At 70.6% G+C, this 25,327-nt stretch carries 27 protein-coding genes; 10 read left to right on the top strand and 17 right to left on the bottom strand.

Annotated elements, in window-relative coordinates; translation table 11 throughout:
- Positions 1 to 65 precede the first annotated feature (65 nt).
- Together EFK50_RS17715 and EFK50_RS17710 are read left to right on the top strand one after the other, a co-directional pair.
- The gene (locus tag EFK50_RS17715; RefSeq protein WP_246004223.1) at positions 66 to 1,364 is read left to right on the top strand and encodes a citrate synthase; all 1,299 of its coding nucleotides are present in this window, start codon (positions 66 to 68) and stop codon (positions 1,362 to 1,364) included.
- 103 nt (positions 1,365 to 1,467) lie between these two features.
- Positions 1,468 to 1,728 carry a hypothetical protein gene (locus EFK50_RS17710; protein WP_123228916.1) on the top strand — a complete coding sequence of 87 codons (261 nt, stop codon included), beginning with the start codon at positions 1,468 to 1,470 and terminating at the stop codon, positions 1,726 to 1,728.
- A gap of 4 nt (positions 1,729 to 1,732) precedes the next feature.
- Here EFK50_RS17710 and EFK50_RS17705 read toward each other — a convergent pair whose 3' ends face one another.
- Positions 1,733 to 3,541, bottom strand: a complete 1,809-nt coding sequence (locus EFK50_RS17705; protein ID WP_148046223.1) for a glycosyltransferase — start codon at positions 3,539 to 3,541, stop codon at positions 1,733 to 1,735.
- A gap of 26 nt (positions 3,542 to 3,567) precedes the next feature.
- Here EFK50_RS17705 and EFK50_RS17700 point away from each other — a divergent pair, with 26 nt between their 5' ends.
- On the top strand, positions 3,568 to 4,083 hold the full coding sequence (locus tag EFK50_RS17700) for a hypothetical protein (RefSeq protein WP_148046222.1): 516 nt from the start codon (positions 3,568 to 3,570) through the stop codon (positions 4,081 to 4,083).
- A gap of 15 nt (positions 4,084 to 4,098) precedes the next feature.
- Here the strand turns inward: EFK50_RS17700 and EFK50_RS17695 are convergent, their stop codons facing one another.
- From EFK50_RS17695 to rfbB, 8 genes are all read right to left on the bottom strand, one after another.
- Positions 4,099 to 6,201, bottom strand: a complete 2,103-nt coding sequence (locus EFK50_RS17695) for a glycosyltransferase (protein WP_123228913.1) — start codon at positions 6,199 to 6,201, stop codon at positions 4,099 to 4,101.
- Positions 6,198 to 6,518, bottom strand: coding sequence for a hypothetical protein (locus EFK50_RS17690; RefSeq protein WP_123228912.1), 321 nt, complete (start codon positions 6,516 to 6,518; stop codon positions 6,198 to 6,200). Before EFK50_RS17690 ends, EFK50_RS17695 begins: the two co-directional genes overlap by 4 nt.
- Entirely contained in the window at positions 6,499 to 7,467 is a 969-nt protein-coding gene (locus EFK50_RS17685) for a glycosyltransferase family 2 protein (RefSeq protein ID WP_183407903.1), read from the bottom strand. Before EFK50_RS17685 ends, EFK50_RS17690 begins: the two co-directional genes overlap by 20 nt.
- A 106-nt stretch (positions 7,468 to 7,573) precedes the next feature.
- Positions 7,574 to 8,503, bottom strand: coding sequence for a class I SAM-dependent methyltransferase (locus tag EFK50_RS17680; RefSeq protein ID WP_123228910.1), 930 nt, complete (start codon positions 8,501 to 8,503; stop codon positions 7,574 to 7,576).
- A gap of 119 nt (positions 8,504 to 8,622) precedes the next feature.
- On the bottom strand, positions 8,623 to 9,633 hold the full coding sequence (locus tag EFK50_RS17675) for an NAD-dependent epimerase/dehydratase family protein (protein ID WP_123228909.1): 1,011 nt from the start codon (positions 9,631 to 9,633) through the stop codon (positions 8,623 to 8,625).
- Between the two features lie 72 nt (positions 9,634 to 9,705).
- The gene (locus tag EFK50_RS17670) at positions 9,706 to 11,391 is read right to left on the bottom strand and encodes an ABC-F family ATP-binding cassette domain-containing protein (protein WP_123228908.1); all 1,686 of its coding nucleotides are present in this window, start codon (positions 11,389 to 11,391) and stop codon (positions 9,706 to 9,708) included.
- A 44-nt stretch (positions 11,392 to 11,435) separates the two neighbouring features.
- A complete protein-coding gene (locus EFK50_RS17665; RefSeq protein ID WP_281274050.1) occupies positions 11,436 to 12,830 on the bottom strand; it encodes a bifunctional dTDP-4-dehydrorhamnose 3,5-epimerase family protein/NAD(P)-dependent oxidoreductase in 1,395 nt (464 codons plus the stop codon).
- Positions 12,827 to 13,837, bottom strand: a complete 1,011-nt coding sequence (rfbB, locus tag EFK50_RS17660; protein WP_123228907.1) for a dTDP-glucose 4,6-dehydratase — start codon at positions 13,835 to 13,837, stop codon at positions 12,827 to 12,829. Before rfbB ends, EFK50_RS17665 begins: the two co-directional genes overlap by 4 nt.
- A gap of 110 nt (positions 13,838 to 13,947) precedes the next feature.
- On the opposite strand from rfbB, the gene rfbA reads away from it, so the two are divergent.
- Positions 13,948 to 14,817, top strand: coding sequence for a glucose-1-phosphate thymidylyltransferase RfbA (gene rfbA / locus EFK50_RS17655; protein WP_123228906.1), 870 nt, complete (start codon positions 13,948 to 13,950; stop codon positions 14,815 to 14,817).
- A 19-nt stretch (positions 14,818 to 14,836) separates the two neighbouring features.
- On the opposite strand, the gene EFK50_RS17650 is transcribed toward rfbA, so the two are convergent.
- Positions 14,837 to 15,166, bottom strand: coding sequence for a DMT family transporter (locus tag EFK50_RS17650; RefSeq protein WP_123228905.1), 330 nt, complete (start codon positions 15,164 to 15,166; stop codon positions 14,837 to 14,839).
- A gap of 85 nt (positions 15,167 to 15,251) precedes the next feature.
- Between EFK50_RS17650 and EFK50_RS17645 the strand changes: the two genes are divergently transcribed.
- On the top strand, positions 15,252 to 15,809 hold the full coding sequence (locus tag EFK50_RS17645; RefSeq protein ID WP_123228904.1) for a TetR/AcrR family transcriptional regulator: 558 nt from the start codon (positions 15,252 to 15,254) through the stop codon (positions 15,807 to 15,809).
- Here the strand turns inward: EFK50_RS17645 and EFK50_RS17640 are convergent.
- Positions 15,800 to 16,711 carry an SMP-30/gluconolactonase/LRE family protein gene (locus EFK50_RS17640; protein ID WP_123228903.1) on the bottom strand — a complete coding sequence of 304 codons (912 nt, stop codon included), beginning with the start codon at positions 16,709 to 16,711 and terminating at the stop codon, positions 15,800 to 15,802. The two genes, EFK50_RS17645 and EFK50_RS17640, sit on opposite strands and share 10 nt — an antisense overlap.
- A gap of 93 nt (positions 16,712 to 16,804) precedes the next feature.
- Here EFK50_RS17640 and EFK50_RS17635 point away from each other — a divergent pair, with 93 nt between their 5' ends.
- The 3 genes from EFK50_RS17635 to EFK50_RS17625 are packed head-to-tail and all read left to right on the top strand — an operon-like array spanning position 16,805 to position 18,572.
- The gene (locus EFK50_RS17635) at positions 16,805 to 17,092 is read left to right on the top strand and encodes a hypothetical protein (RefSeq protein WP_123228902.1); all 288 of its coding nucleotides are present in this window, start codon (positions 16,805 to 16,807) and stop codon (positions 17,090 to 17,092) included.
- On the top strand, positions 17,089 to 17,982 hold the full coding sequence (locus EFK50_RS17630) for an FAD:protein FMN transferase (protein ID WP_123228901.1): 894 nt from the start codon (positions 17,089 to 17,091) through the stop codon (positions 17,980 to 17,982). The genes EFK50_RS17635 and EFK50_RS17630 overlap by 4 nt, the downstream gene beginning before the upstream one ends.
- Positions 17,979 to 18,572: a ferric reductase-like transmembrane domain-containing protein gene (locus tag EFK50_RS17625; RefSeq protein WP_221177460.1), complete on the top strand. Its 594-nt coding sequence runs from the start codon at positions 17,979 to 17,981 to the stop codon at positions 18,570 to 18,572. Before EFK50_RS17630 ends, EFK50_RS17625 begins: the two co-directional genes overlap by 4 nt.
- A gap of 9 nt (positions 18,573 to 18,581) precedes the next feature.
- Here EFK50_RS17625 and EFK50_RS17620 read toward each other — a convergent pair whose 3' ends face one another.
- Positions 18,582 to 19,187: a class I SAM-dependent methyltransferase gene (locus tag EFK50_RS17620; RefSeq protein ID WP_123228900.1), complete on the bottom strand. Its 606-nt coding sequence runs from the start codon at positions 19,185 to 19,187 to the stop codon at positions 18,582 to 18,584.
- A gap of 54 nt (positions 19,188 to 19,241) precedes the next feature.
- Between EFK50_RS17620 and EFK50_RS17615 the strand changes: the two genes are divergently transcribed.
- Entirely contained in the window at positions 19,242 to 20,921 is a 1,680-nt protein-coding gene (locus tag EFK50_RS17615) for an NAD(P)/FAD-dependent oxidoreductase (protein ID WP_246004222.1), read from the top strand.
- Here EFK50_RS17615 and truA read toward each other — a convergent pair.
- Positions 20,918 to 21,745 (bottom strand): tRNA pseudouridine(38-40) synthase TruA, encoded by an 828-nt coding sequence (gene truA / locus EFK50_RS17610; RefSeq protein WP_123228898.1) that lies wholly within the window; start codon positions 21,743 to 21,745, stop codon positions 20,918 to 20,920. The two genes, EFK50_RS17615 and truA, sit on opposite strands and share 4 nt — an antisense overlap.
- 65 nt (positions 21,746 to 21,810) lie before the next feature.
- Here truA and EFK50_RS17605 point away from each other — a divergent pair, with 65 nt between their 5' ends.
- Positions 21,811 to 22,404 carry a DUF6198 family protein gene (locus EFK50_RS17605; protein ID WP_123228897.1) on the top strand — a complete coding sequence of 198 codons (594 nt, stop codon included), beginning with the start codon at positions 21,811 to 21,813 and terminating at the stop codon, positions 22,402 to 22,404.
- Positions 22,405 to 22,495: 91 nt separating this feature from the next.
- Here EFK50_RS17605 and rplQ read toward each other — a convergent pair whose 3' ends face one another.
- From rplQ to rpsK, 4 genes are all read right to left on the bottom strand, one after another.
- A complete protein-coding gene (gene rplQ / locus EFK50_RS17600; RefSeq protein WP_123228896.1) occupies positions 22,496 to 23,086 on the bottom strand; it encodes a 50S ribosomal protein L17 in 591 nt (196 codons plus the stop codon).
- A 50-nt stretch (positions 23,087 to 23,136) separates the two neighbouring features.
- Positions 23,137 to 24,150 carry a DNA-directed RNA polymerase subunit alpha gene (locus EFK50_RS17595; protein ID WP_123228895.1) on the bottom strand — a complete coding sequence of 338 codons (1,014 nt, stop codon included), beginning with the start codon at positions 24,148 to 24,150 and terminating at the stop codon, positions 23,137 to 23,139.
- Positions 24,151 to 24,228: 78 nt separating this feature from the next.
- Positions 24,229 to 24,837, bottom strand: a complete 609-nt coding sequence (rpsD, locus tag EFK50_RS17590) for a 30S ribosomal protein S4 (protein ID WP_123228894.1) — start codon at positions 24,835 to 24,837, stop codon at positions 24,229 to 24,231.
- A 25-nt stretch (positions 24,838 to 24,862) separates the two neighbouring features.
- A complete protein-coding gene (gene rpsK / locus EFK50_RS17585) occupies positions 24,863 to 25,270 on the bottom strand; it encodes a 30S ribosomal protein S11 (RefSeq protein WP_123228893.1) in 408 nt (135 codons plus the stop codon).
- Between the last annotated feature and the right edge of the window lie 57 nt (positions 25,271 to 25,327).

Raw genomic sequence — 25,327 nt, 5'->3', positions numbered from 1 at the left:
ACCGGCGGCACCCCAGGAATCTGCCCATGGATCTGCAGAGAACGACCGAGTGCGAAGGAGCCCTTGTGTCTGACGACAACAACTCCCTGACCGTCCGGGACAACCGGACCGGCAAGGAGTACGACATTCCGATCGCCGACGGCACCATCAAGGCCGCCGACCTTGGAGCGATCAAGCTGAACGACGACGAGCCGGGTCTGGCGACGTACGACCCCGGCTTCGTGAACACCGCATCGACCAAGAGCGCCGTCACCTTCATCGATGGCGACAAGGGCATCCTCGAGTACCGCGGATACCCGATCGAGCAGCTGGCCGAGAAGTCCAACTTCCTCGAGGTCGCCTACCTGCTCGTGTACGGCGAGCTGCCCACCAAGGAGCAGTACGACTCCTGGGTGCACGAGATCACCTACCACACGTTCGTGCACGAGAACGTCAAGGGCTTCATGCAGGGCTTCCGGTACGACGCCCACCCGATGGGCATGCTGATGGCCTCGGTCGGCGCCCTGTCGACGTTCTACCCCGAGGCCAAGAACATCCACGACCCGGAGAACCGGCACATCCAGATCGTCCGGATGATCTCGAAGATGCCGACCCTGGGCGCCTGGGCCTTCCGGCACGCGCAGGGCAAGCCCTACGTCTACCCGGACAACGAGCTCAGCTACACCGAGAACTTCCTCTCGATGCTCTTCAAGATGAGCGAGCTCCGGTTCGAGGCCGACCCGCGCCTGGTCAAGGCGCTCGACGTGCTCTTCATCCTGCACGCCGACCACGAGCAGAACTGCTCGACCAACGCGGTCCGCTCGGTCGGCTCCTCGCAGGTCGACCCGTACTCGGCCGTGGCGGCCGGTGTCGGTGCGCTCTTCGGCCCGCTGCACGGCGGCGCCAACGAGGCGGTGCTGCGGATGCTGCGCCGGATCGGCTCGAAGGAGAACATCCCGGCCTTCATCGAGGGCGTCAAGAACGGCAACGAGAAGCTGATGGGCTTCGGGCACCGCGTCTACAAGAACTTCGACCCGCGCGCCACGATCATCAAGAAGGCCTGCGACGACGTCTTCGAGGTCACCGGGGTCAACCCGCTGCTCGCGATCGCCCAGGAGCTGGAGAAGATCGCGCTCGAGGACGAGTACTTCATCAAGCGCCGGCTCTACCCGAACGTGGACTTCTACTCGGGCCTGATCTACGAGGCGTTCCAGTTCCCGCCGGAGATGTTCACGGTGCTGTTCGCGATCGGCCGGACGCCGGGCTGGCTGGCCCAGTGGCTGGAGCTCACCCAGGACACCGAGCAGAAGATCGCCCGTCCGAAGCAGATCTACACCGGTGACCGGAAGCTGACCTTCGTGCCGGCCTCCGAGCGCTGGAAGTGATTCCCGCCGGACGCTGATCCGAGCTTCTCGACAGCAGCCGACGTCGCCGCATCCGTGCGGTGACGTCGGCTGCTTTCGTCTGCGGATGCCCTACGCTCGAACGATGGAGACCAAGGAGGGTTCCGGCGGGGACGACGACCCCGACTTCGAGCTGATCAGGCCCGAGGACTTCCTGCCGCCGCAGCCATTCCCGGCGGACGCACGGCGGATGGGCGTCGACCGCTACACCGGCGGCGACGGAGCCTTCCTGGCCATGGCCGCGGCCCTGGACGGGCGCAAGACCTCGCACCGGGTGTTCGCGCTGGTGCTGCTGATCTTCGTGATCACTCCGGTCGCGCTCAGCCTCTGGCAGCTGTTCCGCTGACCGGTCAGCCGCCCACGACGTCGCTCAGCATGTCGCGCAGGACGGCGGTGGCGCTGTCGGTGTCGCCCAGCGGGGACGCGAAGTCCGCGTCCGACGAGCTGAGCACGCTCCCGGCCTCGTAGAGCGCCCAGATCCTGGCGCCGCTCCCCCGGTAGTCGGCCAGCTTCGCCGGCAGGTAGGGGTTCGGCACGAAGTGCGGGCTGGTCGCGTAGTCGTTGATCAGCAGCACGTCGAACCGGGTGCTCAGGTTCAGGTACTCCAGGTAGCCGAGCATCGTGTTGATGACGATCACGCCGGTGAGACCGGCTTCCTCCACCAGCCGGCGGAGGCCCAGCGGCTTGCTGGTGAAGACGTGCAGCTGGACCCGGTCGCGCTCCTCGGGACCGAGCCGGCCGAGGGCGTCCATCACCTCGGACAACCCGCGGTTCGGGTAGAAGTTGCCGAAGAACCCGATGTGCACCCGCTCCCGCTCCAGCCGGTACGACGGCGCCACGACGTCGTACAGGTCGGCACCGGGGACCGGGTGGTGCAGCACCCGGGTGATGCCGCGAGCGCGTGCGGCGAGAGCCTGGTCCGAGCAGTAGCCGAGCATCAGGTCCCGCTGGTGGGCGTTGGTGTAGATGATCTCGTCGGCGAAGGCGTAGGCGACCAGCTCGGCCCACGCGAACTGGTCCCGGATCGCCGGCACCTCGTGCCCGTGCCGCCGGAAACCCGCGGTGAGCTCCTCGATGAGCCAGTCGTCCTCGACGTCGCCGACCCGGCTCTCGCCGTACGCGTTGTAGGCGAGCGGGTCCGAGAACTCCGCCACCCAGCGGATCTCCGGCTGCCGGAGCTTCAGGATCGCGGCGGCGAAGTGCGAGTGCTGATTCATCGCCCGGCTGTAGACCGAGCGGTAGGGGCCCTTCTCCCCCTCCAGCTTCGCGACCTCCTCCAGGGCGCTCTCCGCGAACCGGCGGCCGGCCTGCCACTTCACCAGGTGCCGCTTCCCGGGCAGCATCCGCAGCTCGTCCAGGACCTCGGCAGGGATCCGGAGGGAGACGGGATCGGTCCTCCGGCTGTTGGACATGTCCTGCGAGACCACGTCGGTGACGATGCCCGCCTCGCGGAGCCGGCGCGCCGCGACCAGCCCGCTGGTGTCGATGAATGGGACGAAGCAGAACAGGATCGCCAGGTCGCGCGCGCGACCGCGGTTGATCTCTGCCCACGGCAGCTCGTGGACCCGCCGGGCCCGCGCCTCGGCGACCACCCGCGGGTGTGCCTCGGGGTCGGCGTCCAGCAGCTCCCGGATCCAGCTGACCTGGTCGGCGAGTACCTCGTCGCGACGGCGCAGCGTCGTCGGATCGCCGTCCGCCAGCGCGAGCAGGCCCCGGGCCAGGTCGAGGCGGGCGCCGAGGTCCAGGTCGGCTGCGGGCTCCGCCCCGCCCAGCAGCGCCAGCAGGCCGGGAGCCACGGGGACCGAGGAATCCAGGACCAGCCGGTTCGCACCGCGCGCGGCGGCGAGTCCGATCTCGCGGGCCTCGTGGAGGTAGCGCCGGTCGACGGTGAGGCGGCGCGTGCGGCAACCCGCCAACGAGCCTGCGAAGGCGGACTCCGTCTCGGCGTACCGGTCCGGGTCGTCACCGGACCCGTCGACCACCACGACCTCGACCGTGCTGGCAGTGACGCCCTGGGCGCCGATCGACTCCAGGCAACCGGCCGTCGAGGCGTCCGCGCGGACCACGACGACCAGCGAGAACCGCGGCTGCTCGAGCTCGACGCCGGCGGGTGGTGCCACAATGAGCCGACCAGTTTTCCCGGCCTCGGCGTCTGTCACGCGGTCACGATAACAAAGGAGCACCGATGCAGGCTGGCCCAGGATCCGGACCGCAGCGTGCCGTCGTGGTCGGGCCCCGTCGCATCGAGGCAGCCCGGATGTTCGGCGCCCTGGTCGACGACGCGCGGGTGACGTCGTACGAGGACTTCGGTGCCGAGGTCGACCTGTCCACCGTGGTTTCGCTGGGCCTGGTCGTAGGCCCGGAGACAACCGCCTTCCTCGCCGCCATGACCGGAGGCGCGCTGCCCGAGCAGGTGCTGCTGGGGATGGCCGACGAGGTCGCTGAGGCCGCCGGCCGCGATGCGCTGCTCACCGCCGTCACGGCGAGTCCCGCGTTGCGGCCCGCCGAGGTGGTGTCCGCGGACGGCGTCGTCCTGGTCCGCCTCGGTCCCGTGGCCGCGGTCGACGCAGCCGACACCGAACGGGCGCTGGCCACCCTGAGCGATGCCACGCAGGCGCCGCCCCGAACCACGAGTCGGCTCGGACGCCTCCGGGAGCACCTCAGGACCCGGGCCACCGATCGGACGATCCAGCCGCGCTGAGCGGCTGACGACTGCTCACCGCGGACGCAGCAGCGGCTGGATCTCCTCGGCGAAGCGAGCGGCCATCGTCTCGGGCAAGCGCTCCTCGGCACAGGCAAGGGCGCGCGCTCGCAGCTCCTCGGGACGCAGCACGCACTCGTCGAGCGCGCTCCTGATCACGGCCGCGAGCGAGGACGGGTCCCGCGGCTCGAAGAGCTGGACGTGCGGTTCTTCCTCCCACGCACGGAGCGCGCCGGAACGCGGTGCCACCACCGGAAGACCGAAGGTTTGCGCGAGGAGGAACGCCCCCGAGTTCAGGATGTTGCGGTACGGGAGGACGGCGAGGTCGGCTGCTTTCATCCATACCTGGAGCTGATCGCCGGGCACCTCCTCGAAGAAGGCGATCACCCGGGGATTGTCCGAGCACCGGGCCTCGAGGTCCGCAGCCGCGTCGACGTCGACCGGTTGGCCGGCGACCAGCAGCCGCAGGGTCGGGTCCTCGGCGACCAGGTCGTCGAAGACGTCGACGAGGTTGTCGAGGCCCTTATAGGGGCGGATGCCGCCGAGCGCGATCAGCGCCCGCTCACCCTCCTTGAGCCCCAGACGCTTCCGTGCCGCCTCACGCGTGATCCAGTCCGGGTACTCGCCGCGATAGCTCGCGTGCTCGATCAGGACCACCTTGCGCGGATCGAGGTCGTACAGCCCCTCGACAGCATCCAGCGTCGCCGCCGACAGCACCTGGATCTTCTCGGCGCGGTCGGCGAGCAGCTGAGCGAGCTCCAGCTCCGCCCACCGGTGGGAGGTGTCGTGGGGCAGGACGTTGTGGACGGTCCAGATCAACCGGCCGCCCGCGTCGAGGAAGTCGTCGAGCGCCACCTGGAGCCGGTCCAGGGCGAGACGCGCCCGGAACGGCCCGCGGGCCCACTGGAGGATGGGCGCGGTCCAGTGCAGGCTGAGCACGCCCGGATCCCGGCCGCCCTCGATGCTGCGCCGCAGGTGCCCGATGAGGTGGACCACCGGGACGGCGTAGGCGTCGACCGTGTCCAGCCGCGCATGGAGCATCGCCTGGTAGGGATTGCCCCCGCTGTAGTCCGGGAAGAAGTGCATCGGGTAGGTGAGCGAGGACGTGGTCGCCCGCCCCTCGGCGATGATCTCGACGAACTGGTCGGCCCGGCGCCCCCAGGAGTGCTCGTTGCGCACGAAGTCGCCGAGTTCCTCGGCTCGGGCGCGCACTCCGGCCGGGTCACCGCGGAGCTCCGTCAGGAGCTGGGCCAGTGAGGACGCGCCGGTGTAGTGCGGCACCTCCGGGAACCCGAGCTCGATCACACCGAGGGATCCGTTGATCAGCGGCAGGCTCTCGCACGCCGCGCTCTCGAAGAGCCGGCTGTTGAGACTGCCGTAACCCACGGTCGTGGCGTTCATGTCGTCGATCACGAAGCTGCAGCTCCGGTAGATCTCCGGAAGCGCGAAGTAGGGCAGCGGATCGCGGTGCCACCGCAGCAGGGTCTTCGGCGCCTTCTTCGCATGCCCGTACATGGCGACATCGGCATCGGCGGGCAACCGCATCAGCGCCTTGTGCGCGCGCCGCTCGGTGCCCCAGAAGTGAGCAGTCGTCACGGCGGTCGGCACGCGAGTCGTTCCCGGCTCCGGGGGCGAGAAGAGCTTCGTGTCGACGCCGATCGGGAGCACGCCCACGGTGTTGCTCGGACTGATGCGCTTGAGTCGTTGCAGGGACAGGTTCGAGCTCGCGACGACCTGGTCGAAGGCCCGGAGACGGTCCTGGACCGCCCAGCGCTCGGTCTCGTTGCGGACCCAGGCGACCTTCCACGATCCGGCGGGCGCCATCGAGGCGTCCGCATCCGGCATCATCGCGATGAAGATGTCCGCGGTCCCGGCCAGGTGCCAGTCCGCACGGGGCAGCAGCTCGACGCCGTAGCCGCGCTCGACCAGCTCGAGCCCGAGGCCTACCGCGACGTAGAGGTCACCACGGCCCAGGTCGAGATCGAGGGTCGAGACCGCCAGGACCACGCGTTCACCGGGACCGGTCTTGTGATGGCCGTCGATCAGCCTCTGGTAGTCGGCACGACGTTCGAGGTTCTCGGCGGGGTCGGTCGGCAGCGCCAGTCGCGACCGACTCATCCGCGGCCCCGCAACCGGCGAACACGACGGATGATCCGAGCCGTCAACCGGACGAACCGGGAGCTCGTGTAGGCCTCCAGCTCCGCGCGCGCCCGGTTGCGCTCGCCGAGGAGGCGATCGCGGCGCAGGGTCATCCGGGCCAACCGCTCGTCACGGATCGCGAGCTCCTGCGCACCGGCCTCGACCTCGCGGGCGAACTGGTCGCGCTCGGCCTGGAGGAGCGACCTCGCGTCCTGCAGCTGTGCCTTCAGCAGGCGGATCTCCCGCTCGGCGGCAACGTGATCGGCCCCGAAAGTGTCAGGCTCCGTGGGTGACATGAACTTCCTCGTCTGCGCTTGGGTACTGGGTGATGACGTCGTTGCGGCCGTAGACCCGGTTGCGTGCGTCCGCCTTCGCGAGTGCGACCAGGTCGTCGAAGGCAGCGAGCCAGTGGGGGGCGTCCCGCTCGACGTTCCGGCGGTACGGCGCCAGGAACACCTGATCCAGGTGGGCCAGGGCGACCTCTCCGTCCAAGCCGAGGGAGTCCTCGGCGAACAGGTAGCGATTCCTGGTCATGTAGTAGAGGTAGTAGGGCTTCGGCAAGGACGTGCTGGACCGCTTGAGGTGGTGCATCGTGGCTCGCTGGTCCACCATCACCCGCCATCCGGCCGCAGCGACCCGCCGACACCAGTCCACCTCCTCGCAGTAGAGGAAGTACTGGTCCGGAATCGGACCTACCTGCTCGACGACCAGGCGACGCACCAGCAACGAGGCGCCGGTCACGTAGTCCGCGTCGCGGACCACCGGAGCGGGAGCCTTCCGGACCGGGACCCCGAGGTTGACGTGCTCGGTGACCGCCGTCGCCAGGTCGACCAGGCCTCCGTCGAACCAGATCCGGGGCGGCTTCCCGGGGAGAACCAGGCGGGGACCGACCATGCCGCAGTCCGGGGTGGCGTCCAGGTGCTCGCGCAGGATCGCCAGCGTCGTCGGCGCCACCAGCGTGTCCGGGTTCAAGATCCAGACGAGGTCGCACCCGCGCTCCATCACCCAGCTGATGCCCAGGTTGTTGCCGGCGGCGTACCCGAGGTTGTCACCCGTCGAGATCACCGAGGCCCGGCTGCCGACCTCGCGCACCAGCTCCTCGTGGAGCGCATCCTCGGGCCCGTTGTTGACGACGAGGATGTCCATGTCGAGGTCGGTGGAGTTCTCCAGGGACCGCAGGCAACGGAGCGTGTCTCCTGGATCGCCGTAGTTGAGGATGACGACACCGGTAGTACGCGGGGTCACAACCGGCCCCACTAGCTACGGTCCAAGACACGAGACATGGCGAGGATCATACCGGGCTGAGCGGATCGCGATGCCGCTCCGTTCCGAGCCTGTGGATACTGCGCGTTCAGCGCGTACGGCGCACGGCAGCGCCCACCCGCCGTACTCCGGCGCGCAGGATCCCTGCGCCCTGCCGTCCTCGGAGGCGCTCCAGCTCGGCTGCCTGCCGCTCGACCCGGGACTTCAGCCGCTGCACGCGCGCACGAGCGCGGTCTCGCTGGGCACGCTCGGCGGCGAGCCGGTCCACCAGGGCGTCGAAGGCGCGGACCAGGTTCGGGATGTCGCTGTCCAGGCTCACCCGCAGGGTCGGGTCGTCCGAGGCCGTGAGGATCCAGACGGCTTCGACCGGGTTCAGCCGCATCAGGGTGCACGCGGCGTCGCCCAGCATCGTCCGGGGGTCGACCCGGCGCACGCCGAGGCCGCATTCCATCAGCCGAGCCTCCAGGTCGCGCCCGTACCAGCGCACGTGATCGGCCTGACCGAACCGGCGCAGGCGCTCGCTCTCCGGTGCCGACGGGTCCTCGTCGGTATCGACGTCGGGCTTCCACGGCACCTGCATCAGACCGATCGCACCGGGCGAGAGCACCCGAGCCAGCTCTCGCATCGCCGTCCGGTCGTCCGGAACGTGCTCGAGCACGTGGTAGCAGATCAGGAAGTCGACGGACTCGTCCGGCAGCGGCAGCTGCGTGAGCGACGCGAAGCAGTCGACAGCACGCGGGTCGGCGCCCAGGTCGACGCGCAGACGCCGTTCCGCTCCGAGGCCGTCCAGCATCGGGCCGACCAGCTCGGTCGGCGCGATGTCGAGGAGGGTCCCGATCGGCTTCAGCGCCGGCTGCAGCGCCGCCAGCAGCAGCGCCAGGAACCGCTGGCGCTCCAGGCTGCCGCACTTGGGGCAGCTCGCATCGGGGCGTCCGCCCGGGCCTGGACGGAACTCACCGGGGACGAAGGAGGAACAGCACGGGCAGAATCGTGCGGGATACTCGGCGGCGGGTTCCATCTACACCTCTCCTGGTGAGCGAGTTGCGCCGCGGAATCGGGCAACGGGCATCGACCTGCGCCAGGCAGTCTAGGGGCAGGGTGCCCGGACCGTGGCTCCGGACGAACGGCGCGGAACCGTCAGCGGGGACCGGCCGCCTCCAGCAGGGCCGCCTCCTGCTCGGGCGTGAGCCCCGGATCGCCGCCGCGCCCGGAGGGAGGTGTCGGGGTGCCCTCGCGCCGAAGCCAGGCCCAGGTGTCGGTGACCGTCTCCTCGACCGGGCGGCACCGCAGGCCCGCAGCCGCGGCGGCCGAGGTGTCCGCGTCGTGCAGGCCGGCCAGCTCCCCGGTCGGCGGCACCCAGATCGGCAGGTCGGTCCAGCCCGAGACGCCGGCTTCCTCGACCTGCTCGGGCGTGACCGGGACCAGCTCGGCCCCGGACCCGGTGGCCGCGAGGCAGGCGTCGAGCAGTGCGCCGATCGTGGTGTGGCCGGGACGGCTGACGGCGTTGTAGGTGCCGGTGACGCCGGTCAGCATCCAGGCGACCAGGTCCCGGCCGTCGACGTACTGGAGGGGGCGGTCGGCCGGACCGGGTGCCGGCACCCGCCCGCCGGCGGCGATCCGGTCGAGCCACCACGGCAGCCGGCCGACGACCTCGTACGGCCCCAGCACCAGGCCGGCCCGGGCGAGCAGCGAGCGTTCCGGCCCGAAGGTCTCGAGCACGGCGAGCTCGCCGCCGCGCTTGGCGGCCGCGTAGCTCTCCGCGGACTCCGACGCCCCGCCGCCGGCTCCGGCATCCGCCTCGACGACGGGAGCGCTCTCATCGGCTCCCGGTGCCGGCGGCCAGGTGTAGACCGAGCGGCTGGAGACGTAGGCGTAGCGCTCGACCCGGTCGGCGAGCAGCCGCGCCGCGGTCCGTACGGCGACCGGCTCGGACGACCAGGTGTCGAGCACCAGGTCCCAGGTGTCGGTGCCGAGCACGCCGGCGAGTGCCGCGGGGTCACGCCGGTCGGCGTACCGGGCCTCGGCGCCGGCGACCGCCGTCCCGCTGACACCGCGGGTCACCGTGGTCACGGTGTCGCCGCGGCCGAGCGCGGTCTCGACCGCCGCCCGGCCGACGTGGTGGGTCCCTCCGAGGACGAGAACGCGCATGCGTCGAGACTGCGCTCCCCGCACCCCGACCACAAGGGCGGTTCACTCAGGGCGGAACTTCTGGGCGGAATCTCAGCGGGCGCGCTGCACCCGGCCCTCGTCCCAGACCGGCTCGTCGGACTCGTAGACCGAGCCGTCTTCACCGAAGACCAGGTAGCGGTCGAACCCCCGCGCGAACCAGCGGTCGTGGGTGACGGCGAGCACCGTGCCCTCGAAGGCCTCCAGGCCCTCCTCGAGCGCCTCGGCGGACTCGACGTCGAGGTTGTCCGTGGGCTCGTCGAGCAGCAGCAGGGTGGCACCGGAGAGCTCGAGCAGCAGCACCTGGAAACGGGCCTGCTGACCACCCGAGAGCGACTCGAAACGCTGCTCCGAGGCGTGCGCGAGCTCGTAGCGGTCCAGCACCCGGGCCGCCTGCTCGCGCCCCATCCCGGCCCGGTGCGCGTCGCCGCGGTGCAGGATCTCCAGCAGCGTCCGGCCGATCAGCTCGGGGTGGTCGTGGGTCTGCACGAACCAGCCCGGGCGGACCCGGGCACCGAGCTTCGCCTTGCCCGCGTGCCGGACCGGGGCGATCTCGCCCTCACCGACCGGACGGTGCTCAACGTCGGGATCGCTGCCGCCGAGCGCGAGCAGCCGGAGGAAGTGCGACTTGCCGGAGCCGTTGGAGCCGAGCACCGCGACCCGCTCGCCGTACCAGACCTCCAGGTCGAACGGCTTCATCAGGCCGAGCAGCTCGACGCCCTCGCAGACCACCGCGCGCTTGCCGGTGCGACCGCCGACCAGGCGCATCGTCACCTTCTGCTCCCGCGGGATCGCCTGCGGCGGACCGGCCTCCTCGAACTTGCGGAGCCGGGTCTGGGCCGCCTTGTACTGCGCGGCCAGGCCGTCGTTGTACTCGGCCTTGATCTTGTAGCGCAGCACCAGCGCCTTGAGCTTCGCGTGCTCCTCGTCCCAGCGCCGCTGGAGCTCCTCGAAACGCAGGAACCGGTCCCGACGAGCCTCGTGGTAGCTGCTGAAGCCTCCGGGGTGGGTCCAGACGGTGTTGCCGGCGGCACCCAGCTCGACGGTGACGATCCGGGTCGCGGTGTTGTCGAGGAGCTCGCGGTCGTGGCTGATCAGCAGGATCGTCTTCGCCGACGAGCGGATCCGCTCCTCCAGCCAGATCTTCCCGGGGACGTCGAGGTAGTTGTCCGGCTCGTCGAGCAGCAGCACCTCGTCCGGGCCGGCGAGCAGGTACTCCAGGACGAGCCGCTTCTGCTCGCCGCCGCTCAGGGTCGCGAGCGCGCGGTACTTCGCCTTGTCGTAGCCGATGCCGAGGCTCGTGGTGCAGCAGGCGTCCCAGACGACCTCGATCTCGTACCCGCCGGCGTCCGCGAACTCGGCCAGCGCGGTCGCGTAGCTCATCTGGGTCGGTTCGTCGTCGACCTCCATCAGCTGCAGCTCGAGCCGTTCGACCTCGGCCGCCGCGACGCGGACCCGGTCCGGCGCCACCGAGAGCAGCAGGTCGGCGACCGTCGGGTCCGGCCCGAGACCGGCGCCGACCGCCTGGCGCATCACGCCGAGCCCGCCGGTGCGGGTCACCGCGCCGGCGTGCGGGACCAGCTCACCGGTGATGATCCGGAGCAGCGTCGTCTTACCGGCGCCGTTCGCGCCGACCAGGGCCGCCTTGGCACCCTCACCCACCCGGAAGGCGACGTCGTCCAGGAGCACCCGGCCGTCCGGCAGCTCGTAGCGCACTCCATTGACATCCACGTGACCCACGAGGTGCGATTCTTCCCGGTGAAGGTGCCGAATGCACCTGGTTATCAGGAGCCGAGGTAGGCGCTGAGCGCGTCGTGCGCGTGCCGCGGCGTGAAGCCGGTCCTGGTGAGCTTGGTCAGGTCGAGGGTGCTGTTCCGCGGCCGCGGCGCCATCTGCTTGCCGGCGCCGTACTCCTCGGTGGTCACGCAGGTGACGTCGTCGGCAGAGCGACCGCGCAGCACGAAGACGTCCTTGGCGATGTCGGCCCAGCTCTGGACCGGACCCTCGCAGCTGACGTTGTAGGTCCCGTACTCCGCGTCGCTGTTCAGCAGGTGCAGGGTCGCGGCGACCAGGTCGTCGGTGAAGGTGAGCCGTCCGCGCTGGTCGTCCACCACGCTCGGCGCGATGCCGCGGTCGGCCAGGTCGGCCATCGTCCGCACGAAGTTGGACCCGTCCCCGACCAGCCAGCTGGTCCGCAGCAGGTAGTGCCGCGGAGCCGTCGAGACAGCGAGGTCGCCGGCGGCCTTGCTCTGCGCGTAGGCGCCGAGCGGGCTGAGCAGCTCGTCCTCGTCGTGGACCTCGTTCACCCCGTCGAAGACGTAGTCGGAGGAGTAGTGCACCAGCACGATGCCGTGCGCCCGGGCCACCTTGGCGAGCTCGGCGACCGCCGAGCCGTTCACGGCCCAGGCCAGCCGGCGGCCGTCGGTGGTCTCGGCGACGTCCACCGCCGTGTACGCCGCGGCGTTGATGATCAGGTCGAAGTCGCGCCAGGAGGTCGAGTCGAAGGCATCCGGGTCGGTGAGGTCGAAGTCCTCGACCGTGCGGTACTCGGCGTCGGGCATCACCGCCTGGAACTCGTTCGCGAGCTGGCCGCCGGCACCGAGCACCAGGGTGCGCGGTCGCCGGAACGGGACGACGTCGGTCAGCGGCGGGTGGGTCAGGTCGGCGGCGGAGATGTCGGCATCCGCCAGCGGCAGCGGCCAGTCGATCGCCAGCGTCTCGTCGGCCAGGTTGACGAAGGTGTAGCCCTCGCGCGCCTGCGGCGACCAGTGGTCGTTGACCAGGTACGAGTACGTCGTCGCGTCCTCGAGCGTCTGGTAGGCGTTGCCCACGCCCCGGGGGACGAACACCGACGTCTCCGGCCCGAGCTCGAGGGTGAAGAGGGCACCGAAGCTGTCCCCCTCGCGCAGGTCCACCCAGACCCCGAAGATCCGGCCGGTCGAGATCGAGACCAGCTTCTCCCAGGGCTCGGCGTGGATCCCGCGGGTCGCGCCCGCGCGGAGGTTGTACGACACGTTGTTCTGCACCGGCCCGAAGTCCGGCAGACCCAGCGCGACCATCTTCTCGCGCTGCCAGTTCTCCTTGAACCACCCGCGGTTGTCGCCGTGGACGGGCAGCCGCAGGACCATCAGCCCCGGGATCGGCGTCGTCTCGATCGAGAGCTCGTCCGCCACGGTCACTGCCCTGCCTGGGCGTACTTGGACTCGGTCAGGGCCTTCTGCGGCCGCCACCAGTCCTCGTTGTCGCGGTACCAGCCGATGGTCTGCTCCAGCCCGGACTCGAAGTCGGTGTAGGTCGGGGTCCAGCCCAGCTCGCTGCGCAGCCGGGAGCTGTCGATCGCGTAGCGCAGGTCGTGACCGGCGCGGTCGGCCACGTGGTCGTAGTCGTCGACCTCCCGACCCATCAGCCGCAGGATCGCCTGGACGACGTCCTTGTTGTTCTTCTCGCCGTCGGCGCCGATCAGGTAGGTCTCCCCCGGGACGCCCTTCTCGATGATCGCGAGGACGGCCCGGTTGTGGTCGTCCACGTGGATCCAGTCGCGGACGTTGAGGCCCTCGCCGTACAGGCGCGGCCGGATGCCGTCGATCAGGTTGGTGATCTGCCGCGGGATGAACTTCTCGACGTGCTGGCGCGGGCCGTAGTTGTTCGAGCAGTTGCTGATCGTCGCGCGCACCCCGAAGGAGCGGACCCAGGCCCGGACGAGCATGTCCGAGCCGGCCTTCGTCGAGGAGTACGGGCTCGAGGGCTGGTACGCCGTCCGCTCGGTGAACCGCTCCGGGTCGTCGAGCTCGAGGTCGCCGTACACCTCGTCGGTGCTGATGTGGTGCAGCTGCACCCCGGTCTTCCGGGCCGCCTCGAGCAACGTGAACGTGCCGATCACGTTGGTCTGCAGGAACGGCGACGGGTCCGACAGCGAGTTGTCGTTGTGGGACTCCGCCGCGAAGTGCACCAGCACGCCGTCCTCGTCGGCGAGCTTGGCCACCAGCGGGTCGACCACGGCCGGGTCGGCGATGTCGCCGACCTCCAGGCGCACCCGGTCCGCGGGCAGCCCGTCGAGGTTGGCCCGGCTGCCGGCGTAGGTCAGCTTGTCCAGGACGGTCACCGACGCGTCGGTCTCCGTGACCAGCGAACGGACGAAATTCGAGCCGATGAAGCCGGCGCCGCCGGTCACCAAGTAGGAACGCATTGGCGAAGCCTAGCGGTCCCGCGGGCACCCGGACCGCGCCGACCCACGATCCGGGGAATCCGGCGTAAGCCTCAAACCGGACTACCCGGCCAGACCCTACGATGGCCCCCATGCGCGGAATCATTCTGGCCGGCGGCACCGGGAGCCGGCTCCACCCGATCACCCTCGGCACCAGCAAGCAGCTGGTCTCGGTCTACGACAAGCCGATGGTCTACTACCCGCTCTCCACGCTGATGCTGGCCGGCATCCGGGACATCCTGCTGATCACCACCCCGGACGACGCGCCGGCGTTCGAGCGACTCCTCGGCGACGGCTCCCAGTTCGGCATCTCGATCACCCACCAGCAGCAACCGAGCCCGGACGGCCTGGCCCAGGCGTTCGTCCTCGGCGAGGACCACATCGGCTCCGAGTCGGTGGCGCTCGTGCTGGGCGACAACATCTTCTACGGCACCGGGATGGGCACCCAGCTGCACAACTTCGTCGACGTCGACGGCGGCGCCATCTTCGGCTACCGGGTGGCCGATCCGAGCGCCTACGGCGTGGTCGAGTTCGACACCGAGGGACGCGCGGTCTCGCTGGAGGAGAAGCCCGCGAACCCGCGGAGCCCGTACGCCGTCCCGGGGCTGTACTTCTACAGCAACGACGTCGTCGGGATGGCCAAGGAGCTCGCCCCGTCGCCCCGTGGCGAGTACGAGATCACCGACATCAACCGGATGTACCTCGAGCAGGGACGTCTCCGTGTCCAGGTCCTGCCGCGCGGCACCGCCTGGCTCGACACCGGCACCTTCGACAGCCTGCTCGCCGCCGCGAACTACGTGCAGACCATCGAGGCCCGGCAGGGCCAGAAGATCTGCGTTCCCGAGGAGATCGCCTGGCGCCAGGGCTTCCTCACCGACAGCGAGCTGGTCGCGCGCGCCGAGCCGCTGGTCAAGAGCGGCTACGGCGACTACCTGCTCGCCCTGATCGGGTCCGAGGGCTGAGGGAAGCCTCAGCGTCCGGTCACGGGTGCGACGCGACCAGGTTGAGTCCGACGACGCCGACCACGATCAGGCCGAGCGACGCGCCCTTCAGCCAGGTCATCGACTCGCCCAGGAAGGCGAACCCGATCACCGCCACCGTCGCCGTACCGGCACCGGCCCAGGCGGCGTAGGCGACGCTCACCGGAATCGACCGGACCACGACGGCCAGCATCCACAGCGAGACCACGTAGCCGCCGACCACGATCGCCGTCCAGAACGGGTCGGTGAAGCTCTCGGCCCGGGGAAGCAGGGACGTCGCCGCCACCTCGATCCCGATCGCCCCTGCCAGCAGCAGTGTCGCGCCCCACATCTCCGTCGCTCCTCATCCATGTAGCGAGTGCTACATCCAGGCAAGAAATGTAGCATATGCTACGTTCCTGCGGTACCGTCCGGGAATGGCCGAGCACCACCGCGAGGAGCTCCTGGAGAAGGCGACCGACTACGTCCACGCCGAAGGGCTCATCGGGTTGTCGCTGCGGCCCCTGGCGGCCGCGATCGGCACCAGCGACCGGATGCTGATCTACCACTTCGCGAACCGGGACGCCCTGGTCTCCGCGGTCGTCGCCCGGACCAACGAGCGCGCGATGGCCGCCGTGGCGGCGCTCCCCGGTGCGCCGAGCATCCGCTCCGGGGTCAACCGGCTCTGGGCGGCGTACGGCGAGCCGCCGCTCTCCTCCTGCCTGGACGTCTACTGCCAGGCCGCCGCGACCGGTCTGATCGGCCGGGAGCCCTACCTGACCGACGCCCGGGCCAGCGGCGAGCTCTGGGCCGGCGCGCTGCGCGGCTACCTGATCCGCTGCGGCGCCCCCCAGCGCCGGGTGGCGCGGATCGTCACCCTGGTCGACTCGGCCCTCTACGGCTTCCACCTCGACCTGATCACCGACGACCCCGACGAGCTGGCCCGCGGTGTCGACGACCTGGCCCGCGCCGCGGAGGCGCTGGCTCAGGGCTGAGGCGTCAGCCGGGTCACCGTGCCGGTGAAGCTGGTCGCGTAGAGCGACGCCGGGTCCCAGCCCGGGCCCGCGCCGAAGCGGACCGAGCTGACCAGCGGGATCCCGGAGGCCACCGTGCAGATCGCCCCGGTGGCCGGAGTCACCCGGACCACCTTGCCGGCGACGTTCAGCGCGACGTACAGGTTGCCGTCTGCTCCGAGGGTCAGGTCGTCCGCCGCGTTGAGCGGCCCGATCCCGGGGATCACGATCGTGCGCAGCACTGCGTGCGGGGCGTCGAGGTCGATCACGCTGATGACCGTCTTCGCGTCGAACGTCGAGTCGACGTAGAACACGCCCTGGGCGGCGTCGACGGCCATCCCGTTCGTCGAGGTCGCTGCGGGGGCGAACGGGCTCTTCGCGCCGGCCGCCGTCACCCGGGTCATCGAGCCCTTGCCGAGGTCGCGGCTGACCACCAGGTCGCCGCCCGGCAACCGGACCATGCCGTTGGGCATCACCAGGCCGGTCGCGACCGTGCTGACCTGGCCGGTGTCGAGGTCCACCGCGTTGATCGCCCCGTCGGCCTTGTTGAAGAACCCGGAGACCAGTCCGTTCCCGCTGGTGAAGTAAGCGGTCCGTCCGTCCACCACGATGCCGCCCGGCGAGGTCACCTTGTCGACGACCGTCGACCTGACCCCGGTGGCGCTGAGCCGACGCAAGCCTCCCGGCGGGCCGATCAGGCTGGTCTCGGAGACCAGCATCCCCCCGGTGCCGTCGAACGCCAGGTTCTCCAGCACCGAGTAGCCGCGGGCGACCTGGCTCTTCGTCCAGGTCGGACAAGCCGCCGCGGAGGCAGGCGCGCTCGGCACCACCAGGGCGGCCGTCGCGACCAGCAGGCTCAGGGTCAGGGGCAGTCGGGTGCGCATCGCGATTCCTCGTCTCGTCGGCGGGCCCGGATCCCGGGCCTGATCTTAATCACCGCACAGCCTCCGCACAGGCTCATCGCGCAGGCTCGGAGCATGGACAGGGAACAGCAGCGTCGGCGGATCCAGCGGGCCCGACGCGGGATCGTCGCCGGTGCGGTCACGGCCAGCCTCGGCCTCGCCGGCTACCTGGGTCTCGCTCCGAGCGCCACGGCCGGCGCTACTACCTCGACGGCCCCAGGGAGCGGCACCGAGAGCGGGACCGAGAGCGGGACCGAGAGCGGGACCGGGACCGGGACCACCTTCGCCCAGCAGTACGGCGACAACTCCACCCAGGTCACCTCGGGCTCCGGCAGCACGCACGCCACCACGAGCGGGTCATGACCGCCGCCGAGTGGGACGTCTGGAGCACGACCGCCCGGCTGGTCGTGACCGACTCTGCCGTGCTCGACGAGGCCCGCGGACTCTGCGCGGACGTGCTCTCCGGGATCGGCCGGGTGGCCAGCCGGTTCGACCCCGCCAGCGAGCTGAGCGCCCTCGCCGACGACGGCCGTCGCCAGGCCGTCTCCCCGCTGCTCTCCGACCTGATCGCCGAGGCGCTCGGTGCCGCGGCCGCCTCCGGTGGTGCGGTGGACCCGACGATCGGCGGCACCCTGTCCGACCTCGGCTACGACCGGGACATCGCGCTGGTCCGCACCGGCGACCGGATCCTCGCCCGGGTACGCCCGGTCCCGGGCTGGCAGCGCGTCAGCCTGGTCGGCGACGTCCTGACGATGCCGGCCGGCGTGCTCCTCGACCTCGGTGCGACCGCGAAGGCGAGCGCCGCCGATCGGTGCGCCCGGGCCGTCGCCGCGCGGTTCCGGGTCGGCGCGCTGGTGGCGATCGGTGGTGACATCGCCACCGCCGGCGACTCGGCCGGCTGGCAGGTCGAGGTCCGCGACCTCGCCGAGGACGTGCCTGCCCAGGTCGTGGTGCCTGCGGGCTGGGCGATCAGCACCTCCAGCACCCGCCGCCGTACCTGGACCGCCGACGGCAGGCTCCAGCACCACCTGATCGACCCGCGCACCTCGCGCCCGGTCGTCGGCACCTGGGCAGCGGTGACCGCCGTCGCCCGCACCTGCCTGGCCGCGAACACAGCGACCACGGCCGCCATGGTCCACGGGCTGCGCGGACAGGGCTGGCTGGACCGGACCGGTCTCTCCGCCCGGGCCCTGACGACCGACGGCCGGGTGGTCCGCTTCGGCGGCTGGGACGCGACCGAGCGGGCCGCATGAGCTCCGCCGACCTGGAGACCTCGCTGTGGGTGCTCGGCCGCGGCACCGGCGTCGTCGCCCTGGTGCTGCTCACCGTGAGCCTCTGCCTGGGGATCGCGGTGCGCTCGCGGCGGACCTTCGCCGACCTCCCCCGGTACGGCGTCACAGCACTCCACCGGACGGCCGGCCTCACCGGCACCGGCCTGATCGCCGTGCACGTGCTGACCCTGCTGCTCGATCCGCAGGCCGGCTTGCACGTCGTCGACCTGGTGGTGCCGTTCGCCGGGAGCTACCGGCCGTTCTGGCTCGGCCTCGGGACGCTGGCGCTGGAGCTCGTCGCCCTGGTGTCGATCAGCGGCCTGCTCCGCAAGCGGTTCGGTGAGCGCGCCTTCCGCGCCGCCCACCTGACGTCGTACGCACTCTGGCCGATCGCCCTCGGACACAGCCTCGGCACCGGGACCGACGTCGGCACCCTCTGGCTCAACGGGATCGCCGGGGCCTGCCTCGTCGCCGTCGTCGGGGCGGTGTGGTGGCGGCTGGGGGCCGAGTTCGGGAAGCCCGCCGTACGCCCGGGTGCCACCGGCACCGACCGGACCGTCACCACCCGGTGAGTCCCGGCCTCAGCCCCGGATCGTCTCCAGGACCCGGAACCCCTTGGCGCTGCTGACCTTGGTGGTCGGGTAGCCCTGGTCGGTGAGCCAGCCCGCGAGGGAGTCCGCGCCCAGGTTCTTGCCGACGACCATCCGCGCGTGACCTCCCGGCGCCAAGCGCGGGAGCCAGGTCAGCAGGAGCTCGTGCAGGGCTTCCTTGCCGATCCGGATCGGCGGGTTGGACCAGATCTCGTCGTACGTCGCGGCCGGGTCGATCCCGGCCGGGACCGAGGCGGTGAAGCGGTCGGCGACGCCGAGCTCGGCAGCGTTCTCGTTGGCGAGCAGCACCGCCCGCTCGTTCACGTCGACGGCGGTCACCGTGCAGCCCGGTACGGCGATCGCGATCGCCAGTCCGATCACCCCGTAGCCGCAACCGAGATCGAGGATCGACCTCGCGGACTCCGGCGGGGCCGAGTCCTGCAGCAGCACCCCGGTGCCGATGTCGAGCCTGCCCTGGGCGAAGACGCCCGACCCCGAGGTCAGCTCGAGCCAGTGCCCCCAGACGTTGGTCCGGACCGGGACCCGCTTGAACGGCGCCTGCGGGTCAGCGGTGAAGTAGTGCTCGTCATCAGTCACGAGTCCATCTTGCCGTCTGGCGCTTCCTGGTGTCCCCCGGGTTACTCTCGGCGCGTGAGTGATGCCGCGCCGCGCCTCCCGATGATCGTGCTCTGCGCCCCGGAGCACCCCGAGATCCTGGTCGACGAGTTCGGCCGCTACCTCCGGGACTACGACGTCCGCACGACCGCCTCGACGGCGGAGACCTCGGCGCTGCTCACCACGGCCCGCGCGGACGGGGTGCCGGTGGCCCTCCTGGTCACCGAGTCACGACTCCCGGACTCGCACGTCTTCCCGGCCTTCGGGCAGTGGCGCTCGATCATGCCGACCGCGCGCCGGATCGTGGCGGCGCACTGGGAGTACTTCCGGGCCGATGCCGACGAGCTCCGCGAGGGGATGGCCAAGGGCAAGTACGACGCCTACCTGCTGATGCCGCGCGGCGTCCGGGACGAGGAGTTCCACACCGCTATCACCGAGCTGCTCTCCGACTGGGGCTCGACGGTGGCAGCCCCCGAGGTCGCCACCGTGCAGCTGGTCGCGCCGGCCGGCGACCCCCTGGCTGCCGGGATCCGCGACTTCCTCGACCGGATGGGCATGCCCAGCGAGGTGCTGGCACCGGAGTCGGACGCCGGAGCCGCGATCCTGGCCGGGTACGACGGCACGCCCGATGACGTTCGGCGCGGCCCGATCGTCTCCGCGTTCAGCCGCGCGCCGACGCTGGCCACCTCGGTGCGCGACGTCGCCGCCAGCATCTACGGGACGCCCAGCGACATCGACGTCGAGACCGTCGTCGACCTGGTCGTCGTCGGCGCCGGACCAGCCGGGCTGGCTGCCGCCGTCTACGGCTCCTCCGAGGGCCTGAGCACCGTGGTCGTCGAGTCCGAGGCGATCGGCGGGCAGGCCGGGACCAGCTCGATGATCCGCAACTACCTGGGCTTCCCGCGCGGCATCTCCGGGATGCGGCTGGCCCAGCGCGCCCGGAGCCAGGCGATCCGGTTCGGCACCAGGTTCTTCACCGGATGGCCCGTCGTCGGGCTGGAACCCGGCGACGGCGAGCCGCACGTCGTCCGGACCGAGGGCGGGGACGTGCGGGCGCGCACGGTGGTGATCTCCTCCGGCGTGGCCTACCGCCGGCTCGGCGTACCGGCGCTGGAGGACCTGGTCGGGTTCGGCGTCTTCTACGGCGCCGCGGTCAGCGCTGCCCGGGAGCTGGAGGGCCAGGACGTGATCGTGGTCGGCGGCGGCAACTCCGCCGGTCAGGCCGCGATCCACCTGGCCCGGTTCGCCCGCTCGGTCACGATCCTGATCCGCAGGCCCGACCTCGCCGAGACGATGTCGAGCTACCTGATCGGCGAGATCGCCTACAACGACGTGATCAAGGTCCGGCCGTGCTCGGTGATCGTCGACGGCGGCGGCGAGGGCCGGCTGCAGTGGGTGACCACCCGGGACCTGAACACCGGTGCCGAGGCCCGCGAGGAGGTGGGCGGGCTCTTCCTGCTCCTCGGTGCGGCCCCGCACTGCGACTGGCTCGGCGACACGATCTGCCGCGACGAGCACGGGTACGTGCTGACCGGCCGGGACATCCCCAAGGACCTCTGGCACGACGGAACCCCGCCGGCCAGCCTGGAGACCGCGGTGCCGGGGGTCTTCGCCGTGGGCGACGTCCGGTTCGGCTCGATGAAGCGGGTCGCCGCCGCGTCCGGCGAGGGCTCGTCCGTGGTGCCGCTGGTGCACGCCTACCTGAGCGGGATCTAGGGCAGCTCCCGCCGCCGGCGGGCACCCTCGGCCTGGGCGGCGAGCTCGCTGTCGGTCGGGTAGCCGACCTCTTCCAGCGTCAGCCCGTGCGCGGGCGCGACGGCCACCGCCGGGTCCCGGACCTTCGCGGCCAGCACCTGCGCGACCCACTCGGGCCGCTGGCGGCCGACGCCCACCGCTGTCACGCAGCCGACCAGGGAGCGCACCATGCTGTGGCAGAAGGCGTCCGCGCGCACCGACGCGGTCACGATGCCGTCGATCCGTTCCCACTCCAGCTCGATCAGCGACCTGATCGTGGTGGCGCCGGGGCGCTTGCGGCAGAAGGCGGCGAAGTCGTTGAGCCCGATCAGGCTCCCGGAGGCCTCGTTCATGGCGTCGACGTCCAGCCGGCGCTCCCAGGCGACCACGTGGTGGCGCTGCAGCGGGTCGACCAGGTCCGGTACGTCGGCGATGCGGTAGGCGTACCGGCGCCAGACGGCGCTGAACCGGGCATCGAACCCGGCCGGCGCCTCGGCGGCCCGGTGCAACCGGAGATCCGGGTCGAGGCAGCCGTTGAGCCGGCGTACCAGCATCTCGGTGGCCGTGGCGTGGCCGCGGGAGACCAGCGTCGCTAGCTGGTCCTCCTCGAGGTCGAGGTGCGCCACCTGTCCGCGCGCGTGCACCCCGGTGTCGGTCCGGCCCGCCACCGTCACCGCGGAGCCGGTCGTCCGGAGGACCGTGTCCAGCGCCGCCTCCAGCTCGCCCTGAACGGTCCGCAGGCCCGGCTGCTTGGCCCAGCCGCGGAAATCGGTCCCGTCGTAGGCGAGGTCGAGACGGATTCGCACGGAGACATCATGCCCGCTCGCTCGGATAGGGTCGAACCTCCGTACGACGAGCCCGTGGGAGACCGATGTCGCGCTACGCGCCCGCCCTGCTGCTGCGCCTCCTCCTCGGCTGCGTCGTCCTCGGCATCGGCGTCGGCCTGCTGCTCACCGCCGACCTCGGCTCGGACGGCTACTCCACGTTGGTCAGCGGGATCGCCCGATCGAGCGACTGGGCGTTCGTGGTCGCCAACATCGCGGTGAGCCTCGTCTTCCTGGTCGCGGCCGCGCTGCGCAAGGTGCGACCCGATGTCGGGACCGTCGTCCAGATCGTCGTCGTCGGCTACACCGTCACGCTGGTGCTGAAGGTGCTCGACACCCCCGCATCGACCCTCAGCCAGGCCGGCTGCCTGGTGCTCGCCCTCCCGGTGCTCAGCCTCGGCGTCGCGATGTACCTGGGCACCAACCTCGGGGCCGGGCCCGCCGAAGCGGCCGCGCTCGCCTGGGATCCGCCGCTCCCGTTCCGCTGGTCCTACAGCATCCTGCAGGGCGGCGGCGCGGTGATCGGCTGGCTGCTCGGCGCCTCGGTGGGTGTGGGCACCGTCGTGGTGATCCTGCTGCTCGGCCCGCTGGTGGACCTGGCGGCGCGGGTGCTCCGGGTCGAGCTCACCCAGACCTCCTGAGCTGCGCCCCAGAAGTACGCCGAGAAATGCGCTCGGAAATGCGCAACGGCCCGCCACCCTTGCGGGTGGCGGGCCGACAGAGCAGGACAGCTCAGGCTTCGGGCTTCTCCTCGGCGACCTCGGCCTCAGCCTCGGGCGCCTCGGCAACCTCTTCCTCAGCAGCCTCGGCCTCGACGACCTCAGCGGTCTCGGCCTCGGGCGCCTCGGCGACCTCGGTCTCGACCTCGGCAACCTCGTCCGTGGTCTCCTCGACCGGAGCCTCCACGACCTGCGGAGCCGGCGCGGCGGCCTTCTCCTTCTTGGCCTTCGGAGCCGACGGCGTGTACGACTCGGTCACCAGCTCGATCACGGCCATCGGCGCGTTGTCGCCCTTGCGGGGACCGATCTTGGTGATCCGGGTGTAGCCGCCCGGACGCTCCGCGAAGGTCGGCGCGATCTCGGTGAACAGGGTGTGCACGACCGACTTGTCGCGGACGGTCTTGAGGACCTCGCGCCGGTTGTGCAGGTCACCCTTCTTCGCCTTGGTGATCAGCTTCTCCGCGAGCGGACGCAGGGTGCGCGCCTTGGCCTCGGTGGTGGTGATCCGACCGTGCTCGAACAAGGACGTGGCCAGGTTCGACAGGATCAGGCGCTGGTGGGCGGCACTGCCGCCGAGGCGGGTGCCCTTCTTGGGGGTAGGCATCTTGCTTCTCGATTCTCCCCGGCCGTGTCAGGTACCGGAGTAGAGGGGATTTAGTACTGCTCGTCCTCGACGAACGAATCGTCGTCGTCGTCGTACGCCGCCAGAGCGGTGGCCGGGTCGAAGCCGGGCGCGCTGTCCTTGAGGGACAGACCCATCTCGACCAGCTTGGCCTTGACCTCGTCGATCGACTTCGCACCGAAGTTGCGGATGTCGAGCAGGTCCTGCTCCGAGCGGGCCACGAGCTCACCCACGGTGTGGATGCCCTCGCGCTTGAGGCAGTTGTACGAACGAACCGTCAGGCTCAGGTCCTCGACCGGCATGGCCAGGTCCTGGGCCAGCTGCTCGTCGACCGGCGACGGGCCGATGTCGATGCCCTCGGCCTCGACGTTCAGCTCACGGGCCAGGCCGAAGAGCTCGACCAGGGTCTTGCCGGCCGAAGCGATCGCGTCGCGGGGACGGATCGAGGTCTTCGTCTCGACGTCGATGACCAGCTTGTCGAAGTCGGTGCGCTGCTCGACACGAGTCGCCTCGACCTTGTAGGTCACCTTGAGCACGGGCGAGTAGATCGAGTCGACCGGGATCCGGCCGATCTCGTTGTCCGCACCCTTGTTCTGGACCGAGCTGACGTAGCCGCGGCCCCGCTCGACGACGAGCTCGAGCTCGAGCTTGCCCTTGTCGTTCAGGGTCGCGATCTGCAGGTCCGGGTTGTGCACCTCGACACCGGCCGGCGGCGCGATGTCGGCGGCGGTGACCGCGCCGGAGCCCTGCTTGCGCAGGTACATGGTGACCGGCTCGTCGTGCTCCGAGGAGACGACGAGGCCCTTGAGGTTCAGGATGATCTCGGTGACGTCTTCCTTGACGCCCTCGATGGTGGAGAACTCGTGAAGAGCGGTGTCCACCTTGATGCTCGTGACCGAGGCACCGGGGATCGAGGAGAGCAGGGTACGACGGAGCGAGTTGCCGAGCGTGTAGCCGAAGCCGGGCTCCAGCGGTTCGATCACGAACCGCGAACGGAACTCGTCAACGACCTCTTCCGACAGGGTCGGGCGCTGTGCGATGAGCACTGGTGATTTCCTTTCCGAGCCCCACCTCTATTTGAAGGGCTCGAACTCACTGTGGGTGGTTGCCGAAAAAAGGTGGAACTACTTCTTCGAGTAGAACTCGACGATGAGCTGCTCCTGCACGGGAAGCTCGATCTGCGCGCGCACCGGGACCGAGTGCACGAGGATGCGCATCCGGGACGGGATCGCCTCCAGCCAGGCCGGGACGATCCGCTCGCCGTGGGTCTCGCGAGCCACGATGAAGGGGGTCGTCTCGAGGCTCTTCTCGCGCACGTCGATGACGTCGTGAGCCGAGACCTGGAACGAGGGGATGTCCACCTTCAGGCCGTTGACCTTGAAGTGGCCGTGCGTGACCAGCTGGCGGGCGTGGCGGCGGGTGCGGGCGAACCCGGCCCGGTAGACCACGTTGTCCAGGCGGCACTCGAGCAGCTGCAGCAGGTTGTCACCGGTCTTGCCGGAACGCTTGGCAGCGAGCTCGTAGTACTTGTGGAACTGCTTCTCCATCACGCCGTAGGTGAAGCGGGCCTTCTGCTTCTCCTGCAGCTGGTTGCGGTACTCGCTCTCCTTGATCCGCGCCCGGCCGTGCTGGCCGGGGGCGTACGGGCGCTTCTCGAAGGCTGCGTCGCCTCCGACGAGGTCGACACCGAGACGGCGCGACTTCTTGGTCATGGGTCCGGTGTAACGGGCCATTACTCAGTCTCCTTCTGGTCTCGGGTCAGACGCGCCGGCGCTTGGGCGGGCGGCAACCGTTGTGGGGGGTGGGCGTGACGTCCTGGATGGTGCCGACCTCGAGGCCGATGGCACCGAGCGAACGGATGGCGGTCTCGCGACCGGAACCCGGGCCCTTGACGAAGACGTCGATCTTCTTCATGCCGTGGTCCATCGCCCGGCGACCGGCGGCCTCAGCGGCCATCTGCGCGGCGTACGGGGTGGACTTGCGCGAGCCCTTGAAGCCGACGGTGCCGGCAGAGGCCCACGAGATGACCGCGCCCGTGGGGTCGGTGATCGTGATGATGGTGTTGTTGAACGTGCTCTTGATGTGGGCTTCGCCCTGAGCGACGTTCTTCTTCTCCTTGCGGCGCACCTTCTTGGCGCCGGCCGCAGTGCGGCTCTTGGGAGGCATTCAGTTCTCCTGTGTGCTGGTCTGGAAAGTTCGAGTGGGAAGAGGCGAGCGACCGAA

This window comes from Nocardioides marmoriginsengisoli, assembly GCF_003725695.1.
Taxonomy (GTDB): domain Bacteria; phylum Actinomycetota; class Actinomycetes; order Propionibacteriales; family Nocardioidaceae; genus Marmoricola; species Marmoricola marmoriginsengisoli.
This window is presented reverse-complemented; position numbering and strand designations above follow the sequence as displayed.

What these genes read in the sequence shown, in the direction of transcription:
- EFK50_RS17710 (WP_123228916.1), top strand. Translation starts at nt 1,468, where the DNA reads ATGGAGACCAAGGAGGGTTCCGGCGGGGACGACGACCCCGACTTCGAG.
- EFK50_RS17700 (WP_148046222.1), top strand. Translation starts at nt 3,568, where the DNA reads ATGCAGGCTGGCCCAGGATCCGGACCGCAGCGTGCCGTCGTGGTCGGG.
- EFK50_RS17695 (WP_123228913.1), bottom strand. Translation starts at nt 6,201, where the DNA reads ATGAGTCGGTCGCGACTGGCGCTGCCGACCGACCCCGCCGAGAACCTC.
- EFK50_RS17690 (WP_123228912.1), bottom strand. Translation starts at nt 6,518, where the DNA reads ATGTCACCCACGGAGCCTGACACTTTCGGGGCCGATCACGTTGCCGCC.
- EFK50_RS17680 (WP_123228910.1), bottom strand. Translation starts at nt 8,503, where the DNA reads ATGGAACCCGCCGCCGAGTATCCCGCACGATTCTGCCCGTGCTGTTCC.
- EFK50_RS17675 (WP_123228909.1), bottom strand. Translation starts at nt 9,633, where the DNA reads ATGCGCGTTCTCGTCCTCGGAGGGACCCACCACGTCGGCCGGGCGGCG.
- rfbB (WP_123228907.1), bottom strand. Translation starts at nt 13,837, where the DNA reads ATGCGTTCCTACTTGGTGACCGGCGGCGCCGGCTTCATCGGCTCGAAT.
- rfbA (WP_123228906.1), top strand. Translation starts at nt 13,948, where the DNA reads ATGCGCGGAATCATTCTGGCCGGCGGCACCGGGAGCCGGCTCCACCCG.
- EFK50_RS17650 (WP_123228905.1), bottom strand. Translation starts at nt 15,166, where the DNA reads ATGTGGGGCGCGACACTGCTGCTGGCAGGGGCGATCGGGATCGAGGTG.
- EFK50_RS17645 (WP_123228904.1), top strand. Translation starts at nt 15,252, where the DNA reads ATGGCCGAGCACCACCGCGAGGAGCTCCTGGAGAAGGCGACCGACTAC.
- EFK50_RS17640 (WP_123228903.1), bottom strand. Translation starts at nt 16,711, where the DNA reads ATGCGCACCCGACTGCCCCTGACCCTGAGCCTGCTGGTCGCGACGGCC.
- EFK50_RS17635 (WP_123228902.1), top strand. Translation starts at nt 16,805, where the DNA reads ATGGACAGGGAACAGCAGCGTCGGCGGATCCAGCGGGCCCGACGCGGG.
- EFK50_RS17630 (WP_123228901.1), top strand. Translation starts at nt 17,089, where the DNA reads ATGACCGCCGCCGAGTGGGACGTCTGGAGCACGACCGCCCGGCTGGTC.
- EFK50_RS17625 (WP_221177460.1), top strand. Translation starts at nt 17,979, where the DNA reads ATGAGCTCCGCCGACCTGGAGACCTCGCTGTGGGTGCTCGGCCGCGGC.
- EFK50_RS17605 (WP_123228897.1), top strand. Translation starts at nt 21,811, where the DNA reads ATGTCGCGCTACGCGCCCGCCCTGCTGCTGCGCCTCCTCCTCGGCTGC.
- rplQ (WP_123228896.1), bottom strand. Translation starts at nt 23,086, where the DNA reads ATGCCTACCCCCAAGAAGGGCACCCGCCTCGGCGGCAGTGCCGCCCAC.
- rpsD (WP_123228894.1), bottom strand. Translation starts at nt 24,837, where the DNA reads ATGGCCCGTTACACCGGACCCATGACCAAGAAGTCGCGCCGTCTCGGT.
- rpsK (WP_123228893.1), bottom strand. Translation starts at nt 25,270, where the DNA reads ATGCCTCCCAAGAGCCGCACTGCGGCCGGCGCCAAGAAGGTGCGCCGC.